14 protein-coding genes and 1 pseudogene are annotated in these 16639 nt (G+C 76.9%); 9 read left to right on the forward strand and 6 right to left on the reverse strand.

Features of this window, described 5'->3' with window-relative positions; translation table 11 throughout:
* The first annotated feature begins 150 nt into the window (after positions 1–150).
* From PKE99_RS09160 to PKE99_RS09180, 5 genes are all read left to right on the forward strand, one after another.
* Positions 151–1047, forward strand: coding sequence for a universal stress protein (locus PKE99_RS09160; protein WP_037041200.1), 897 nt, complete (start codon positions 151–153; stop codon positions 1045–1047).
* Positions 1044–1952, forward strand: coding sequence for a universal stress protein (locus PKE99_RS09165; protein WP_037041202.1), 909 nt, complete (start codon positions 1044–1046; stop codon positions 1950–1952). Before PKE99_RS09160 ends, PKE99_RS09165 begins: the two co-directional genes overlap by 4 nt.
* Positions 1949–2839, forward strand: coding sequence for a universal stress protein (locus PKE99_RS09170; RefSeq protein WP_037041203.1), 891 nt, complete (start codon positions 1949–1951; stop codon positions 2837–2839). Before PKE99_RS09165 ends, PKE99_RS09170 begins: the two co-directional genes overlap by 4 nt.
* A gap of 85 nt (positions 2840–2924) precedes the next feature.
* Positions 2925–4313: an MFS transporter gene (locus PKE99_RS09175; protein WP_037041206.1), complete on the forward strand. Its 1389-nt coding sequence runs from the start codon at positions 2925–2927 to the stop codon at positions 4311–4313.
* Between the two features lie 20 nt (positions 4314–4333).
* Complete coding sequence (locus PKE99_RS09180) at positions 4334–6241, forward strand: helix-turn-helix domain-containing protein (protein ID WP_271214865.1); 1908 nt, start codon at positions 4334–4336, stop codon at positions 6239–6241.
* Between the two features lie 7 nt (positions 6242–6248).
* Here PKE99_RS09180 and PKE99_RS09185 read toward each other — a convergent pair whose 3' ends face one another.
* Both PKE99_RS09185 and PKE99_RS09190 read right to left on the reverse strand, forming a co-directional pair.
* Positions 6249–6698 carry a GNAT family N-acetyltransferase gene (locus PKE99_RS09185; protein ID WP_037041207.1) on the reverse strand — a complete coding sequence of 150 codons (450 nt, stop codon included), beginning with the start codon at positions 6696–6698 and terminating at the stop codon, positions 6249–6251.
* Between the two features lie 61 nt (positions 6699–6759).
* On the reverse strand, positions 6760–7194 hold the full coding sequence (locus PKE99_RS09190; protein WP_063739653.1) for a CBS domain-containing protein: 435 nt from the start codon (positions 7192–7194) through the stop codon (positions 6760–6762).
* Positions 7195–7362: 168 nt separating this feature from the next.
* On the opposite strand from PKE99_RS09190, the gene PKE99_RS09195 reads away from it, so the two are divergent.
* The gene (locus PKE99_RS09195) at positions 7363–8145 is read left to right on the forward strand and encodes a hypothetical protein (RefSeq protein WP_156067189.1); all 783 of its coding nucleotides are present in this window, start codon (positions 7363–7365) and stop codon (positions 8143–8145) included.
* Between the two features lie 22 nt (positions 8146–8167).
* Here PKE99_RS09195 and PKE99_RS09200 read toward each other — a convergent pair whose 3' ends face one another.
* Positions 8168–9220 (reverse strand): Acg family FMN-binding oxidoreductase, encoded by a 1053-nt coding sequence (locus PKE99_RS09200; protein ID WP_051736837.1) that lies wholly within the window; start codon positions 9218–9220, stop codon positions 8168–8170.
* Positions 9221–9414: 194 nt separating this feature from the next.
* On the opposite strand from PKE99_RS09200, the gene PKE99_RS09205 reads away from it, so the two are divergent.
* A complete protein-coding gene (locus PKE99_RS09205) occupies positions 9415–11145 on the forward strand; it encodes a GAF domain-containing sensor histidine kinase (protein WP_037041209.1) in 1731 nt (576 codons plus the stop codon).
* Between the two features lie 18 nt (positions 11146–11163).
* Here the strand turns inward: PKE99_RS09205 and PKE99_RS09210 are convergent.
* A pseudogene (locus PKE99_RS09210) lies at positions 11164–11812 on the reverse strand (response regulator).
* 275 nt (positions 11813–12087) lie between these two features.
* Here PKE99_RS09210 and PKE99_RS09215 point away from each other — a divergent pair.
* Both PKE99_RS09215 and PKE99_RS09220 read left to right on the forward strand, forming a co-directional pair.
* The gene (locus PKE99_RS09215) at positions 12088–12732 is read left to right on the forward strand and encodes an RNA polymerase sigma factor (protein WP_231498050.1); all 645 of its coding nucleotides are present in this window, start codon (positions 12088–12090) and stop codon (positions 12730–12732) included.
* Complete coding sequence (locus PKE99_RS09220; protein WP_037041211.1) at positions 12725–13447, forward strand: hypothetical protein; 723 nt, start codon at positions 12725–12727, stop codon at positions 13445–13447. Before PKE99_RS09215 ends, PKE99_RS09220 begins: the two co-directional genes overlap by 8 nt.
* A gap of 1378 nt (positions 13448–14825) precedes the next feature.
* Here the strand turns inward: PKE99_RS09220 and PKE99_RS09225 are convergent.
* Both PKE99_RS09225 and PKE99_RS09230 read right to left on the reverse strand, forming a co-directional pair.
* Complete coding sequence (locus PKE99_RS09225) at positions 14826–16061, reverse strand: APC family permease (protein ID WP_037041212.1); 1236 nt, start codon at positions 16059–16061, stop codon at positions 14826–14828.
* Positions 16058–16606 (reverse strand): CGNR zinc finger domain-containing protein, encoded by a 549-nt coding sequence (locus PKE99_RS09230; protein WP_037041214.1) that lies wholly within the window; start codon positions 16604–16606, stop codon positions 16058–16060. Before PKE99_RS09230 ends, PKE99_RS09225 begins: the two co-directional genes overlap by 4 nt.
* Positions 16607–16639: the final 33 nt, after the last annotated feature.

The following is a 16639-nucleotide window of genomic DNA, read 5'->3' on the forward strand; positions in this document are numbered from 1 at the left end:
GGGTCCTTCGTCCCCTCCCACCGGGCCGGAGAGCAGCAGCGGCGGCCTCCGGCCCCGCGCCACCGTGTCCCCGTCGGCTCGTGCCGACATCCGCGACGACATCGGTGACGACGCCCGCGGTGACGTCCCGGGGCGTCCGGGGGAGGAACGATGACGAACCAGCTCGGCGGCGCCGTGGTCGCCGGCGTGGACGGATCCGACTCGGCGCTCGACGCCACGCGCTGGGCCGCGGCCGACGCGGCCCGCCGCGGCACCCGGCTCCGGCTCGTCGCGGCCGTCGGCTGGACGACGTTCCAGCCCGCCGGTCTGCCCGCGCTCGGGCAGGAGTACCAGCGGCAGGTCACCGCCCGCGCGGCCGAGGAGCACCTCGAGGCGGCGGTCGCGGCGGCCCGGGAGGTCGCCCCCGGCGTGGAGATCGAACGCGAGGTGCGCGGCGGCGAGGCCCCGGTCGTGCTGCGGACCGAGTCCGAGCGGGCGGCCCTGGTCGTGGTCGGCACGCGCGGCCGCGGCGGCTTCAGCGGGCTGCTGCTCGGCTCGGTCGCGGTCGCCGTCGCGACGCACGCCGAGTGCCCCGTGGTGGTCGTCCGCGGGACGTCGGCGCCGGACGGGCCGATCGTCGTCGGGGTCGACGGCAGCGACGGCGGCGGCGAGAACGAGGCCGCGCTGGGCGTCGCGTTCGAGGAGGCGTCCCGGCGGTCGGTGCCGCTGGTCGCGGTGCACGCGTGGAGCGAGGCCGTGCTCGATCCCTTCCTCGTGCCGCTGCTCGACCGCACCGTCGTGCAGGCGGAGCAGGAGAAGGCCCTCGAGGGGCGGCTGGCCGGCTGGACCGCGAAGTACACCGGCGTCGACGTGCGCGCCGTGATCGTGGTCGACGGGGCGGCGCGGGAGCTCGTGGACCGCTCGACCGGGGCGGCGCTGGTCGTGGTCGGCTCGCGGGGGCGGGGCACGGTCGCCGGGGCGCTGCTCGGCTCGGTGAGCCAGGCCGTCCTGCACCACGCGGCCAGCCCGGTGGCCGTGGTGCGGCCCGAGGCGGGGACCCCGGCGTGACCGGCAGCCCGGAGCGGACCGCCGGCGGGCCGGTGGTCGTCGGCGTGGACGAGTCCGACTCGGCGCGCGATGCGGTGCGCTGGGCCGCCGCCGAGGCCGCGCGCCGCGGCGCCCCGCTGCGCCTGGTGGCCGCGTTCGCGCCGATCCCGGCCGGGCACGTCGGCAACCCGGGCCTCGGCACGAGCTACCGGCGGGTGATGACCGAGGCCGCCCGCGGGGTGCTCACCTCGGCGGCCGAGCTGGCCGCGCAGGTCGCGCCCGGCGTCGCGACGGAGGCCGAGCTGCGGACCGGGTTCCCGGTCCCCGTGCTGCTCGACGAGTCGGACCGGGCCGTGCTGACCGTCGTCGGCAGCCGGGGCCTGGGCGGGTTCACCGGGCTGCTCGTCGGGTCGGTCGCGGTGGCGCTCGCCGCCAGGGGCGGGTCCCCGGTGGCGGTGGTGCGGGGCGACCCGGGCGAAGGGGCCGAGGGGGACCGGCCCGTGGTCGTCGGCGTCGACGGGTCGCCGACCGGCGAGTCCGCCCTCGCGCTCGCGTACGAGGAGGCCGCGCTGCGGTCCGCGCCGCTCGTCGCCGTGCACACCTGGCTCGACGACATGCTCGAGCCCGCCCTCGCGCCGATGATCGACTGGGCCGCCCTGGAGACCGAGGAGAGCGCGCTGCTGGCCCAGCGACTGGCCGGGTGGTCCGAGAAGTACCCCGACGTGGAGGTCCGCCGGCTGGTGGTGCGGGACCGGCCGGCGCGGGCGCTGGTCGCCGAGTCGGCCGGGGCCGCGCTCGTCGTCGTCGGGTCGCGGGGGCGCGGGGGCGCGGCCGGGCTGCTGCTCGGGTCGGTGAGCCACGCGCTGCTGCAGCACGCCCACTGCCCGGTGCTGGTGGTGCGCCCGGACGGCGGAGGGTCGGGATGAGCCTGCCGGGCACCGTCGTCGCCGGGATCGACGGGTCGGACCTGGCGAACGAGGCGGCGCGCTGGGCGGCGGCCGAGGCGGCCCGGCACCGGTGCGTGCTGCGGCTCGTGCGGGCCTACCAGCTGCCGCCGTCGTCGGCGCCCGAGGCGTCGTCGCTGCTCTGGTCGCACGCCCACCACCAGCTGTGGAACGCCGCGCACCACGCACGGGCGGTGGTCCCGGAGCTCGCGGTCGAGCAGGCGGTGGTCGAGGGCGACCCGGCGGAGGTGCTGCTGCGCGAGGCGGCGGGTGCCCGCGTGCTGGTGGTCGGGACGCGCGGCGTCGGCGGGTTCGCCTCCCTGCTGGTCGGGTCGGTCGGCGCGGCGCTCGCGCGTCAGGCCCCGTGCCCGCTCGTCGTGGTCCGTGGCCCGGTCCTGTCCGACGCCGCGCTGAGGCACACCGACCGCACCCGGCCGGTCGTCGTCGGGGTGGACGGGGCGCCGGCGAGCGAGCCCGCGCTGGCGTTCGCCTTCGCGGAGGCCGACGCCTGGGCGGCGCCGCTGGTCGCGGTGCACGCCTGGCTCGAGCACCTCGAGGACCCCGACGCGCTCGCCGAGCTCGCGGAGCTGGAGGAGCAGGAGCGCGAGCTCCTGGCCGAGCGGCTCGCGGGCTGGACCGGCAAGTACCCCGGCGTGCGGGTGTCGCGCGAGCTCGTCCACGGGCCGCCCGCGCGGACCCTCGTCGCCCGCTCGGCACACGCCCGGCTGGTGGTCGTCGGCTCGAGCGGGCGCGGCCCGGTCGGCCGCGTGCTGCTCGGCTCGACGGGCCGGGCGCTGCTCCACCACGCCCTCGCGCCGGTGGCCGTGGTCCGCCCCGACGGCCCGGGGGCCGCGCCGGACCGCACCTGAGCGGGGCTGCGCCCACACGGGATTCGGACGATGGTGTGGTCGCGCCACATACTCGTGGGGCCCGGGCCCCACTACCGTCCGGACCATGACACAGCCGTCGACCCCCGCGGGATCCCCGCCGCGCACCTCACTGATCAAGGTCGTCGCCGCCTCGATGCTGGGCACGACGGTCGAGTGGTACGACTTCTTCCTGTACGGCGTGGCGGCCGCCATCGTGCTGCCGCACGTCTTCTTCCCGGCCGCGGACCCGGTCGCCGGCACGCTGCTGTCCTTCGGCACCTTCGCCATCGGCTTCGTCGCCCGCCCGCTCGGCGGCCTGGTGTTCGGCCACTACGGCGACAAGCTGGGCCGCAAGAAGCTCCTGGTCGTCAGCCTCCTGATGATGGGGCTGTCGACCTTCGCGATCGGCCTGCTGCCGGGCTACGCGACGATCGGCGTCGCGGCGCCGGCGATCCTGGTGCTGCTGCGGCTGATCCAGGGCTTCGCGCTGGGCGGCGAGTGGGGCGGCGCGGTCCTGATCGTCTCCGAGCACGGCGACGCCCGCCGCCGCGGGTTCTGGGCGAGCTGGCCGCAGGCCGGGGCGCCGGCGGGTCAGCTGCTGGCCAACGGCCTGCTCGCGCTGCTCGCCGTGGTGCAGTCCGAGGAGGCGTTCAACTCCTGGGGCTGGCGGATCCCGTTCCTGCTCTCCGCGGTGCTGGTGCTCATCGGGCTGTACGTGCGGCTCTCGGTGGAGGAGTCACCGGTCTTCCGCGAGGCGCAGGCCAAGGCCGCCGAGCGCGCGGCGGAGGGGAGGTCGCAGACCCTGCCGATCGTCGAGGTGCTGCGCCGCTACCCGCGCGAGGTCCTCACGGCCATGGGCGCGCGGTTCGCCGAGAACGTCTCGTACTACATCTTCACCATCGTGGTCTCGACGTACATGAAGGAGCAGTTCGGACTGCCGTCGTCGTTCGTGCTCGGCGCGGTCCTGATCGGTGCCGCCGTGCACGTCGTGACGATCCCGCTGTGGGGCCTGGTGTCCGACCGGATCGGCCGCCGGCCGGTCTACCTGCTCGGCGCCGCCGGCGTCGGCGCGTGGGCGTTCGCGTTCTTCGCGCTGCTCGACACGCAGAACTTCGGGCTCACCGTGCTCGCCGTCGTCGGCGGGCTGATCTTCCACGGCGCCATGTACGGGCCGCAGGCGGCGTTCCTGTCCGAGCTGTTCGGCACGGGCGTCCGGTACTCGGGCGTGTCGATCGGCTACCAGCTCGCCTCGGTCGCCGCCGGTGGCCTCGCGCCGCTCGTCTCGGTGGCACTGCTCGCCGCCTTCGGCACGGGCTACGCGATCGCCGTGTACGTCGCCGCCAGCGCGCTGATCACCCTGGTCGCGGTGGCCACCTACCGCGAGACCCGGGACCGCGACCTCGCCGCCGACGACGGGTTCGGCGACGGCAGCGCCGCGTCCCTGACGGACGGGTCCGCCGCGGCCCGGCCCTGACCGCCCCGGGACCGGCACCGATGGCCCTGGCGCTGCCGCCGGGCGCGCTCGCCGGGCAGGATGCGCGGGTGGCGCGCACCGTCCTCGACCTGCTCCGGTTGCTCGCCGACCGCCTCGACCCGACCGACGGTGCCGGGCCGGCCGGCGAGCTGGAGCACGCGGCCACGGAGCTCGCCGGCTCCGAGCCCGAGGCCGGCGCCCTGGTCCTGCGCATCCGGTCGGCGATGGACGCCGGCCGGCGCCGGGAGTCCGAGCTCGCCGCGCTGGTGGAGACCGCCCGGGAGCTCACCTCGCAGTCCGACACGGGCGGGGTGCTCGACGCGATCGTCCGCCGGGCCCGCGCCCTGCTCGGCACCGACCTCGCCTACCTGACCCTCTACGACGCCGACCGCGGCGACACCTACATGCGCGCCACGGCGGGCTCCGTGTCACCGCGGTTCCAGGCGCTGCGGCTGCCCCTCGGCGCCGGGCTCGGCGGGCTGGTCGCGGCCACCCGCAACTCGCACCGGACCGGGAACTACGGCGAGGACGAGCGCTACCGGCACACCGAGGAGATCGACGCCGCGGTGGGCGAGGAGGGGCTCGTCGCGATCTGCGGGGTCCCGCTGCTGGTCGACGCCGAGTTCGTCGGCGTACTGTTCGCCGCCAACCGCTCCGCCCGGCCGTTCGCGCCCGAGGAGGTGGCGCTGCTCGGGTCGCTCGCCGCGCTCGCCGCCGTCTCGCTGGTGCAGACCCGCCAGCTCGCCGACACCGCCGCGGCCCTCGACGCCCTGCGCACCGCGCACGCCGCGATCGCCGAGGCGGCCGCGGCACACGACCGGTTCGCCGGCGTGGTCCTCGAGGGCGGCGACGTCGCGGACCTCGCCGAGGCCCTCGGCCGGCTGCTCGACGCCTGGGTGGTGGTCCTCGACGCGGACGGCACCCCGGCCGCCCGCTTCGGCGCGACCCCGGACGACGGCTGCTGGGCGGAGGCGGTCCGGTCCGCCGACGCGGCGCCGGGCCGGCTGACCCGGGCGGGAGGCGTGTGGGCCGTCGCGGTGGTCGCGGCCGGGCAGCGGCTCGGCACGCTGCTGCTCGGCGGCGTCCCGGACCTCGACGCGGGGCAGGTCCGGACCGTCGAACGGGCCGCGATGGTCACGGCACTGGTGCTGCTCTTCGGCCAGCGCGAGGCCGAGGCCGACCGCCGGGAGCGGGCCGAGGCGCTCACCGAGCTGCTCGCGGTGGCCGACCGCCCACGGCCCGCGGTGCTGACCCGGCTCGCCGAGCTGGGGGTCGCCGCGCGCCGCCCGCACGTCCTGCTGGTCTGCCGGGGCCTCGGGGGGAGGCGGCGGGCCGTCCTGCGCGACGCCGCGGCCGCCGGCGGCCGGGCCGGGCTCGTCGCCGAGCACGAAGGTGCCGTCGTCGCGCTGCTGCCCGGCACCGATCCCGCCGCCGCGGCCGAGCCGCTGGCCCACCCGGCCACCCCGGAGGAGCCCGAGGGAGCCGTGACCGTGGGCGCGGCCGGTCCCGTGCACCCCGCGGGCGGGCTCGCGGAGGCGCTGGCCGAGGCGCGCCGGTCGGCGGAGGCGCTGCTCGCGCTGGGCCGCGCGGGCGAGGCGGCCGCGGCGGCGGACCTGGGCTTCGCCGGGCTGCTGCTCGGCGACCGGCCGGACGTCGCGGGCTACGTGGCCGGGGTGCTCGGCCCGGTCGCCGAGCACGACGCCCGCCGCGGCAGCGAGCTGCTCCGCACGCTGGAGTGCTACTACGCGGCCGGAGCCAGCCCGAGCCGGGCGGCGGCCGCGCTGCACGTGCACGTCAACACGGTCGCGCAGCGGCTCGACCGGATCGGCGCGCTGCTGGGCGAGGGCTGGCAGGAGCCGGACCGGGCGCTGGAGATCCAGCTCGCCCTGCGGTTGCACCGCCTCGGAGCCCCGGGCCGGGCGGACTGACGCGCTCTCAGTTCACGTCGGAGCGCGGGACGCGCTTGCGCAGCTCGCCGTCGGCCTTCTCCTCGAAGCCGTGTGCGCGGAGCCAGGCGGAGATCTCCTCGCGGTCCGGGTGCGTCAACGGCACCACGTTGTAGACGTAGTTGAGGTGCCGCCGGCCCGCCTCGCGCTCGAGGTGGTCGAGGACGACCGAGCCCAGGCCCTCACCGCGCCGGTCCGGGTGCACGATGATCAGGATCTCGGCGTCGCCCCACGAGTCGTCCAGCCGGCCGTAGCCGATCACGCCGCGGCCGTCCTCGGCCCGCCACCACTCGTCCGCCAGCGCGTCGCCCTCCGCGGGCGTGCCGAGCCCGAACAACGTCGGCGGGAGGTCGCCGAACGCCGCGGCCTTCGCGGCGTCCCAGCGCGCGGGCGCCTCCTTGGTCCAGCCGTCCGCGTCGCGGGTCAGCTCGACGTCCACGGTCGTCCTCCTCACAGCCGGGCGGGGCCACGGTACCGCCGCGCGACGGGTCCCGCCGTCCTCAGCGGACCCGGCCGGCCAGGGCGCGGACCAGGTCCGTCGCCGTCACCAGGCCGAGCGGGCGACCGGCCGCCACGACCATGAGGGCGTCGGTGCACTCGCGGTCCATGCGGGCGGCGACCTCGTGCAGCGGGGTGCCGGGCGGGACCTCCGGCGCCGGCCGGAGCACGTCGGCGACCAGGAGCGTCGCGGCACCGAACGGGCCCTGGCGGGCGGCGAGCCCCCGCAGCAGGTCGACCTCGGCGACCATGCCGAGGCAGCGGCCCTCGCGGACGACGGGCACGTGCCGCACGTTCCCGGCCACCATCAGCCGCAGCGCGATGCCCAACGGGGTCGCGGGGTCGACGCCGACGAGCCGACGCGTCATGACCGCCTCGACGGGCGGGTCGTCGTCGAGGGTCTCCGGCGGGGCCGGGCGCTGGCGCTGCTCGGTCATGATCGCTCCTGAAGGGCCGGTCCGGACCCGCAGGATGGCCCGCCCGGCCCGGCCGCGGCAGGGGCCGACGGCCCGGACCGGCGCGGCGTGCGGCCCCGGCCGGGGCGGTCCGCAGCGGGGACCTTCGCCTCTCGCGACGGCCGGTCGCCGGTGCCGAGACTCGAGGTCATGTCCGCTCACCCGGTGGTCACCCCGGAGGCGTCGCGGGCGGCACTGCGGATCGCCCCCCTCGTGGACGCGGCCCGGGCGGCCGCGGCACCGGAGGGATCGGCGCCCTGGTTCGTCACGGCCGTGGACGACGGCGTCGCCGTCCGGTCGGTGGTCCGCCGCTGGTCGCTCGCGGAGGAGCCGCTGGCCCGGGTCACCCGGGTGGCGGCGGGCGCGGGGCTGCGTGCCATCCGGCTCGCGGTGGCCGCCCAGGGCCGCCGCCCGCAGGTGACGCACCCGGTGGAGGAGGGGCTGCTCGCCGTCGTGCGGCCGGGGGAGGCCTACGAGCCGCGCCCGCTGGAGCGCGCCCTCTACGCCGCGCTCCGCGACCAGGGCCGGCCGCAGGGCGCCGACGGTCCGCGCGACGCGGCGGCCCGGGCGGTGCTGCGCCGCGCCGCGGAGACGGAGAGCGCCTGGCTGCGCGGGATCGGCCACCCGGTGGTGCCGGGCGACGAGCTCGGGCCCGCCTGGCCGGGCCTGCTCGACGAGCAGGCGCCCCGTCCCGAACCGGTGTTCGTGCTGGTCGGCGCGGCGGGCCGGGTCCCGCACGCGGACCTGCGCACCGGGCAGGCCGTCGAGGCGCTGCGACTGACCGCCGCCCTCCTCGGGCTGCGCACCGCCGTCGTGGCCGCGCCGGCGGACCCGGGGGCGCTGCGGGCCCGCCTGCCCGACCGGGCGCGCGACATCCTGGAGGGAGCCCGGGGCAGCACCGTCGCGGTGCTCGAGTTCTGGCGCGCGGCCTGACCCGTCGCCGGGCGTCGCGCACTCAGGTGTGATGGTTGGTCGAGGCGGGATCGGGCCCGTCGTCCACGTGCAGCGTCGTGCTGCCGGGCAGCCCGGTCTCGGGCGGCAGCAGGAGGTCGCTCAGGGGCCGGCGCGGGGTGCCGGGGACCGGCCAGCCCTGCCCGATCCGCAGCACGACCTGGGGCGGGCGGGTCCCGCTGATCAGCCGCCGCATGCTCTCCCGGACGTCGACGCACTCGACCAGCTGGGAGAGGAGGGACACGGCGAGGCCGTGCGTCGTGGCCGTCAGCAGCACGCGTTCCATGGCCTGGCCGGCGCGGATCTCCTCGCGCGGGCCGTCGGCGTGCACGCTGAGCACCGCGATGAGCGGCTCGGCCTCCGCCCCGTCGTCCGGGCGCGCGGTGCCGCCGCTGAAGTCGCGCAGCACCCACGTCGCGTTGGGCCGGGGCAGCGGCCCGCCGGCCGCGGCCGGGACGCCGTCGGGCCGCTCCTCGCCGTGTCCCGTCCAGCGCTCCAGCTCGGCGACGAACTCGGGGTCGGCCATCTGCAGCTCGTGCGCCCGCCGCGCCAGGACGCCCAGCTCGAACCGCTGCCCCGGGTCGGTGACGAGGTCCAGCCAGGCACCCTCGTCGAGCGCGGCACGGCGCAGTGCGTGCCGCGCGGGCGTGGGCACCATCGCGTCGGTGAAGGGCCGCCGGTTCGTGCGGCGCCGCGGCACGGCCTCCAGCAGCCGGCGTTGCTCGGGCGTCGGCGGGCGGCTGCCGCCGCGGCGGACCGTGGCGAGGAGATCGGGCCGCGCGGGGTCGGGCAGCAGCGTGACGAGCGGGCGCACGCCGTGCCCGATGAGCGCGAGCCGGAGGTTGTAGAGCGCGGCACCGCACGCGATCCGCAGCTCCCGGCCGGTCGGGTCGGCCACCGGCAGCTGCCGGTCGCGGTCGGCGTGCAGCTCGATCCCGTCGGGGGTGAGGCGGAAGCACCACGGCTGGGTGTTGTGCAGCGAGGGTGCGCGGGCGGCCGCCCCGAGGGCATCCTGCAGCTGTCCCTCGGTCAGCCCGAGCGAACCCGTCTCGATCATCACCGCTCGCCGTCCGAGATCCCGCGGGTCCCGGTCGGACCCGGGGTCAGCGTCGGTGCCGCGGGTCCCCGGGCACTACCGTCGAAGGTCCCGTGCGGTCGGGGTGTTCGACCCGCGCGGGCGGGCCGCGGCGGGGTTGTCGTGATCGCCCGCGGGGTGACACCGTGTGCCGCCGGAAGGGAACGGGAGGACCGATGACGCGGCCGGATCGCGGGCCGGATCGCGGGCCGGAGGAGGGCCCGCCGGTCTCCGGGGTGCTCGCCGGGCTGCGGCTCGACGAGCTGCTCGGCGAGGTCCAGGAGCGGCTGGGGCAGATCGTCGCCGCCCGCGACCGGATGCAGAGTCTGCTCGACGCCGTGCTGGCCGTCGGGGCGGGGCTCGAGCTGGAGGCCACGCTGCGCCGGATCGTGCAGTCCGCCGTGGACCTCGTCGACGCGCGGTACGGCGCGCTCGGGGTGCTGGCGCCGGACGGGTCGATCTCCCGGTTCATCGACGTCGGCCTGCAGCCGGGGGTCCGCGAGACGCTCGGGCCGCCGCCCACCGGGAAGGGCCTGCTCGGGCAACTGATCCTGGACCCCGAGCCGCTGCGGCTGGCCGACCTGTCCGCGCACCCGGCGTCCGTCGGCTTCCCGCCGAACCACCCGCCGATGCACAGCTTCCTCGGCGTCCCGGTCCGGGTCCGGGACTCGATCTACGGCAACCTCTACCTCACCGAGAAGGTCGGCGGCGGCGAGTTCACCGCCGACGACGAGGTGATGCTGCACGCCCTCGCCGCGGCCGCCGGGATCGCCGTGCAGAACGCCGACCTGTTCGAGCAGGGCCGCCAGCGCCAGCACTGGCTGGAGGCACTGGGCGAGGTGCGGAGCGAGGTGCTGGCCGGGGCGTCGGACGAGGAGGTGCTCCAGCTCGTCGCCGTCCGGACGCTGGAGCTGACGGCGTCGGCCGCGGCCGTGGTGCTGCTCGGCCCGGACGAGGACGGCCTGTACGAGCTGGGCGGCGACGCCGGCGAGTCGCTCGGCCTGCCCGCCACCGGGATTCGGGCGGGCAGCGACCTCGACGAGGTGGCCGAGAGCCGCAGCCCGTTGCTGGCCGGCTCGCCGGCGGCGTTCCTCGATCACGGCGCGGACTCGGTGCCGCCGAACCTCGGCCCGTCGGTCGCGGTGCCGATGCGCTCGGGGGAGCGCGTGATCGGGGTGCTGGTCGCGCTGCGCCGGGTCGGCGGCGAGCCGTACCGGCCCACCGAGGTGCCGCTGGTGACGTCGTTCGCGGAACAGGCCGCCCTGGCCCTGGAGATCGCGGAGAAGACCCGGGCGCAACGCCAGCTCGACGTGCTCGCCGACCGCGACCGCATCGCCCGGGACCTGCACGACCACGTCATCCAGCGGCTGTTCGCCACAGGCCTCAAGCTGCAGAGCACGATGCGCCGCGCCGTGCGCTCGGACGTCCAGGACCGGGTCCGGCAGGCCGTCGACGAGCTCGACGAGACCGTCCGTGAGATCCGGACCGCGATCTTCGACCTGCACGGCGCCGACCAGGGCGGCGGGGGCGTGCGGCGGCGGCTGCTCGACACCGTCGACGAGATCGTCGCCGGGTCGGCCATGACGCCGTCGATCCGCACCTCCGGGCCGGTCGATACGCTCGTCCCGGCCGAGCTCGTCCCGCACCTGCTGGCAGCGGTCCGCGAGGGCACGACCAACGCGGTGCGGCACTCGGGCGGGCGGACGGTCACGGTCACCCTGGAGGCAGGGGCCGATCTCGTCCTGCAGATCGTCGACGACGGCACGGGGATGCCCTCGGACGTCGCCCGCAGCGGGCTGCACAACCTCGCCGAACGCGCCGAGGAGCTGGGCGGCACGCTGGAGGTGCGCCGTCGGCCGGGCGGCGGCACCCGGCTGGCGTGGCGGGTGCCGCTCGACCGGGGGTGATCCCCGGCGGGTCGGCTCTCAGCGGGTGCGGCGGCGGCGCTCGGTCGCGTAGACCGCGGCCTCGGTGCGCCGGGAGAAGCCGAGCTTGTGCAGCAGCGAGGAGACGTAGTTCTTGACGGTCTTCTCAGCGAGGTAGAGCTCCGCGCCGATCTGCCGGTTGGTGAGACCGTCGGCGATGAGGTCGAGGATCCGCCGCTCCTGCGGGGACAGGCCCTCGTAGCGGGGGTCGTCCGGCTCGGAGCCGTGCCGCAGGCGTTCCAGGACCAGGGCGGTGGCCTTGGGGTCGAGCAGCGAGCCGCCCGCGGCGACGGTGCGCACGGCGCCGATGAGGTCGGTGCCGGCGACCTGCTTGAGCAGGTAACCCGCGGCGCCGGCCATGATCGCGCCGAAGAGGGGCCTCGTCGTCGGAGTACGAGGTGAGCATCAGGCAGGCCGGCGGCGGGTTCAGTGTCGAGCGGATGTCGCGGCAGACGGTGATGCCCTCGCCGTCGGGCAGGCGGACGTCGAGGATCGCCACGTCGGGCCGGGTGGCGGGGATGCGGGCCAGGGCCTGCGCAGCGGTTCCGGCCTCGCCGACGACCTCGATGTCGTCCTCCGTCTCGAGCAGCTGCGCGATGCCGCGACGGACGATCTCGTGGTCGTCCAGCAGGAACACCGAGATGGTCACGGGGCCTCCTCGTCCTCGATCGCTCCGACGCTAACGGGCCGCGCAACCCCCGCGCCGTACCCGGAAGGTCCCGGACGGTAGGGCCGAACGTCCCAGCACCACCAGGCGGCTCTCAGCTGCACCGTTCGGGGGTCGGATCCGGCTCGGTCGGAGCAACCTTCGCGATTCCGGCCACGGGCTGTAACGACCTCCGTGTGCGCCGCGCTGAGGGCGTGGCGGGCCGGACGGAGACGCCCCCCGACGTCCGGCCCGTCATCGATCGACCTGGAGGTGGAGTGCCCGCCCTCGCCAGCCCGACCGCGGCGCCCCCGGCCGCGGCCCGCGACCAGACCCTGCTCGAGGACGCGCTCGGCGCGGCCAGGGCGGGCGACGAGTGGGCCTTCGTCGTGCTCTACCGCGACCTGCAACCACGCCTGCTGCGGTACGCCACCGCACTGGTCGGCGCCGACGCCGAGGACGTCACCGCCGAGACGTGGCTGCACGTGGCGAAGGACCTGCGCCGCTTCTCCGGTGACCTCGACGGTTTCCGGGGCTGGGTCACCACGATCTGCCGGAACCGGGCGATGGACTCGGCGCGGGCCCGCACCCGCCGCCCTGCCGATCCCGCGGAACCGGCGGACCTGGTGGCCCTCGCGGACGTGCGGCACACCGACGGCGCCGTGTTCGACGGGCTGGCCACCCAGTGGGCGGTCGACCAGATCCTCGCGTTGCCGCGCACCGAGGCCGAGGCGGTGCTGCTGCGCGCGGTGATCGGGCTCGACGCGACCACCGCGGCCCAGGTGCTCGGCAAACGGCCCGGCGCGGTCCGGGTCGCCGCCCACCGCGGGCTCCGGCGGCTCGCCGAGCGGCTGCGGGCGGGGGAGGAGGCCGGTCCCGCGAGGACCGGACAGGGACGGCGGACGGGGGTCGCCGATGTGTGAGCACTGCACCGGCCGGGGCGTCGAGGCGCCACCGGCGACCTGGATGGCGATCACGGACGTCGACCGCCTGCTCGACGGCGACGGAGGACCCCGCGACCTCCGCCGCCTGCTCGACGCGGCCGCCGCCCCGGGCACGCCCCGGGAGCTGCGCGGGGAACGCGATGCCGCGGCCGCCTTCGCCGCGGCCGCGACCTCGCGGGGACGCTGGCGGCTGCGGAGGGCGACGGTCACCGCGTCCGGCGTCGTTGCCGCCAAGTCCCTCGCCGCCGCCCTCGCCGTGGTGGGCACCGCGACCGGCGGCCTCGCCCTCGCCGCCGGCGAGACCCATCCCTCCGGCCCCGTGGAGCACGCCCCCACGAAGAGCCCGAACTGGTCCGCGCCGGGAGAACACGCCGCGGGCGTTGCCGGAGCGGCCCTCTCGGCGGCCTCCGCCGCGACCGACGTGGGAGCACCGGTGACGGGGCAGTCCGTGGCCGCACACGGGACCGATGGTCGGGTCGAGGCCGGCCACGGCCGCACCGGTGTCCCGTCGGGCCCGACGGCCCGGTCCGGGATGGAGGGAACGGGAGGCAACTCGATCGACGGAGGCGGCGGGCCCGGTGGGTCGGGTGGGGTCTCGAACGGCACCGGTGGGTCGGTGGGGGAGGCCGGGAACTCGGGCAAGATCCCACCCGGCCTCGCCAAGAAGACCCAGGGCCCGGAGGACGAGCAGTAGGACTGCGAGATCGGCGTGGCAGTGACCTGCCTGCTCGCCGGTGGTGGGCTGCGTGGGGTCTCTCCGCGGCGCCGGTTGTCGAACCAGGTCCGGTGGGAGCTGCCTCTCGTCGACAGTGGCTCGGCCTCGCGGTGAAGTCGTTGTGCGGCAGGTGCCGGCACCCGTTGAGTGCTGGGCGGGCTCGCATGGAGCCCGGGTGCTGGGCTCGCCGAGCTGTGACGGGCCGGGCTCGTCGAACGCCGAAGCGCCGGCTCGCCGAGCGTCCACGAGTGGGCGTCGAAGGGTTGGGCCGGCTCAACGCCGAAGGGTCGGGCCCGCCGGATGCTGGAGCCCGCGGCTCGCGGCGCGCCAAGAGGGGTCTCTCGCTGAGCGCCGAGGGACCGGGCCCGCGAGCCTGGGAGGCCGGACTCGAAGGAGTTCGGCCTGATCGGTCCTTGTCGAGGCTGGCGTTGCCGGAGCAAGGTGCAGTCGGCTCTGCTCAGCTCAGAAGGGGGCGGGGTCGTCGAGGTCGGCGGGAATGAGTTCGCCGCGCATGCTGGCCAGGGTCCAGCCGCCGTGCGGGGCTGTCGCGAAGGTTCGCCAGGGCAACGCTGCCCTGCACCGGATCGGGGTCGGTGTAGGCACCCCACAGCAGCGCCGGGTTCCGGGTGATCACCCCGGGCGCTTCCTGTGCCCGGGCCCGCCGCACGTGTCGGCGACAGCGGTCGGGTCATCCGGCATCGCCGCCGCCATCGCCACCGCGAACCGGGTCGCACGTGCCGCCGCTCGTCCACCAACTCGACCCCCCAGTGGCCGCAGCCCGCGTGATCGAGTGGGTGGAGCACGTTGTGCCCCTTGCCTTACCGGCAACGCCGCAGGAAGGCGCGGGGGCCGCGAGCGCAGAGGAGCCGGCCGGTCGGGACGCGCCGAACGGGCGGGCGAAGGAGGGCCCGGCCGCGGTGGTCGGGGGGCATCGCCTGCCGCGGCCGGGTGTCGGTGGGGCGACCGGGACGGCGGCCCACCACCGCCGCCCGGCCGCCCGGGAACCGGGTGGGCCCTCCCTGCCCGCCCCGGACGTCCGAACCGGCGGGCGCGACGCTCTGCGCCGCCGGATCCGTTGCGGCGCAGCGGCGGCATCGTCCTCGTGCCGGCGCGGTACGCCGACGATCAGCGTCGCTGGCCGGTGCGCGTGGCAGGAGGGGCCGACCGATCACCGTCGGCGGGCCGCTCGGTCCGCGGAGCAGGGCCGAAGGTCCCGGGCCTGATCCGGGCCCCGACCGTCGGTGATCACCTGCTCACACGCTCCGGCCCGCCCGTCCACCCGCTGCCGCACCCACAGGCGATCACCCGCTCACGAACGCCGGCCCACCCGCACCCGGCCTGACCGGGGATCACCCGCTCACGAACGCCGGCCCACGCGCACCCGCGTCCACCGGTACCCCACCCCGACGGCCACGATCCCCACCCCGATCACCACGGACTGCCAGGGGAGGGTCGCGGCGAGGACGGCGCAGCCGATCATCCCGAGCACCTGGAACCCCCGCGGGTACCGGCGCTCGGGAGGCGGCTGCCCGAGCGCCGACAGGTTGGCGACGAAGTAGTAGAGGAGCACGCCGAAGGACGAGAAGCCGATCGCCCCGCGCAGGTCCACCGTGCAGACCAGCACCACGACGACCAGGGCGACGGCGATCTCCGCGCGGTGCGGCACCGACCGCCGCGGGTGGACGGCGGCCAGGGGCGCGGGCAGGTCGGACTCCCGGGCCATCGCGAGCACGGTCCGCCCCACGCCGGCGACCAGCCCGAGCAGCGCGCCGAGCGAGGCGAACGCGCCGCCGACCGCGGCGATCCAGGTCGCGTCGGGCGGGAGGACCTCGGCCAGCGGCGCGGCGGACGCCGCCAGCCGTGTCGGGCCCAGCACCAGCAACAGCACGACGCCGACCGCCGCGTACACCACGACCGCGCCGGCGAGGGCCAGCGTGATCGCCCGCGGGATCGTGCGCGCCGGGTCGCGCACCTCCTCGCCGAGGGTCGCGACGCGCGCGTACCCGGCGAAGGCGAAGAAGAGCAGGCCGGCAGCCTGGAGTACCCCGTACGCCCCGATCCCTCCGACAGCCAGGCCCGCCGGCTGCAGCGGGCCGCGAACCACCGCGACGGCGAGGATCGTGACCAGCGCGAGCAGCACCACCGCGACCAGGATCCGGGTGAGTCTGGCCGTGCGCGTCACCCCCGCCAGGTTCACCCCGGCCACGGCGACGACGGCGAGCACGGCCACCGGCCGTTGCCAGGCGGTGGGCACGAGGTAGGCCGCCGCGGTCAGGGCCATCGCCGCGCAGCTCGCCGTCTTGCCGATCACGAAGCCCCAGCCCGCGACGAACCCCCGCCACGGCCCGAGCCGCTCCCGCCCGTAGACGTACGTGCCCCCGGATCGCGGGTACCGGGCCGCGAGCTGGGCCGACGACGTCGCGTTGCACCACGCCACCACGGCCGCCAGCGCCAGGCCGAGGAGCAGTCCCGACCCCGCCGCGGCCGCCGCCGGCGCGAACGCCGCGAACACCCCCGCGCCGATCATCGACCCGAGCCCGATGACGGTCGCGTCGACCGTGCCCAGCCGGCGTTGCAGCCCCGGAGCGCTCATCCCGCGGACCGGCGACGCGCGCGGTGGGCAGCGACGTTGACACGGTTGCCGCACAGGTCCGGCATGCAGTAGCGGCGCCGTCCCGCCCGGCTCACGTCCACGAACGCGCCCTCGCAGAACGCTGCGGCGCAGGCCCGGAAGCGCTGCGCCCCGAGCGCCCGCACCGCCCCCAGCAGCCCCATCCCGGTGACCGCCGCCAGGCCGTCGACCAGGCCCGCGTCGGACCCGAAGACCCAGTCCGGCCGGTCACCGCCGCCGAGCGTCAGGCCGCCCGTCGCGAGGGTCGAGGCGCGCCGGACGACGGCGTCGACCCCCTCGCCGTCGACGATCTCGTCGACGATCGCGCGCAGCTCCGCCCGCAGGTCACGCACGTCGCCGAGCTCGGCCGGCGTGCACGACCCGGCGAACCCGTGCGCGGCGAGCAGGTCGTCGACCTCCGCCGCAGACGTCAGCTTCTCGACGCCGTGCCACACCCGCGGCGCGGTGGAGATCAGCGCGGTCGCCAGCTCCGCCCCGCGCGAGTAATCGCTCAAAGCCAGTTGCACGCCTTACCTCCATCGTGTCACGGTAACCGTCCC

It is taken from the genome of Pseudonocardia halophobica, from assembly GCF_027922425.1.
In the GTDB taxonomy this organism is placed as follows: domain Bacteria; phylum Actinomycetota; class Actinomycetes; order Mycobacteriales; family Pseudonocardiaceae; genus Pseudonocardia; species Pseudonocardia halophobica.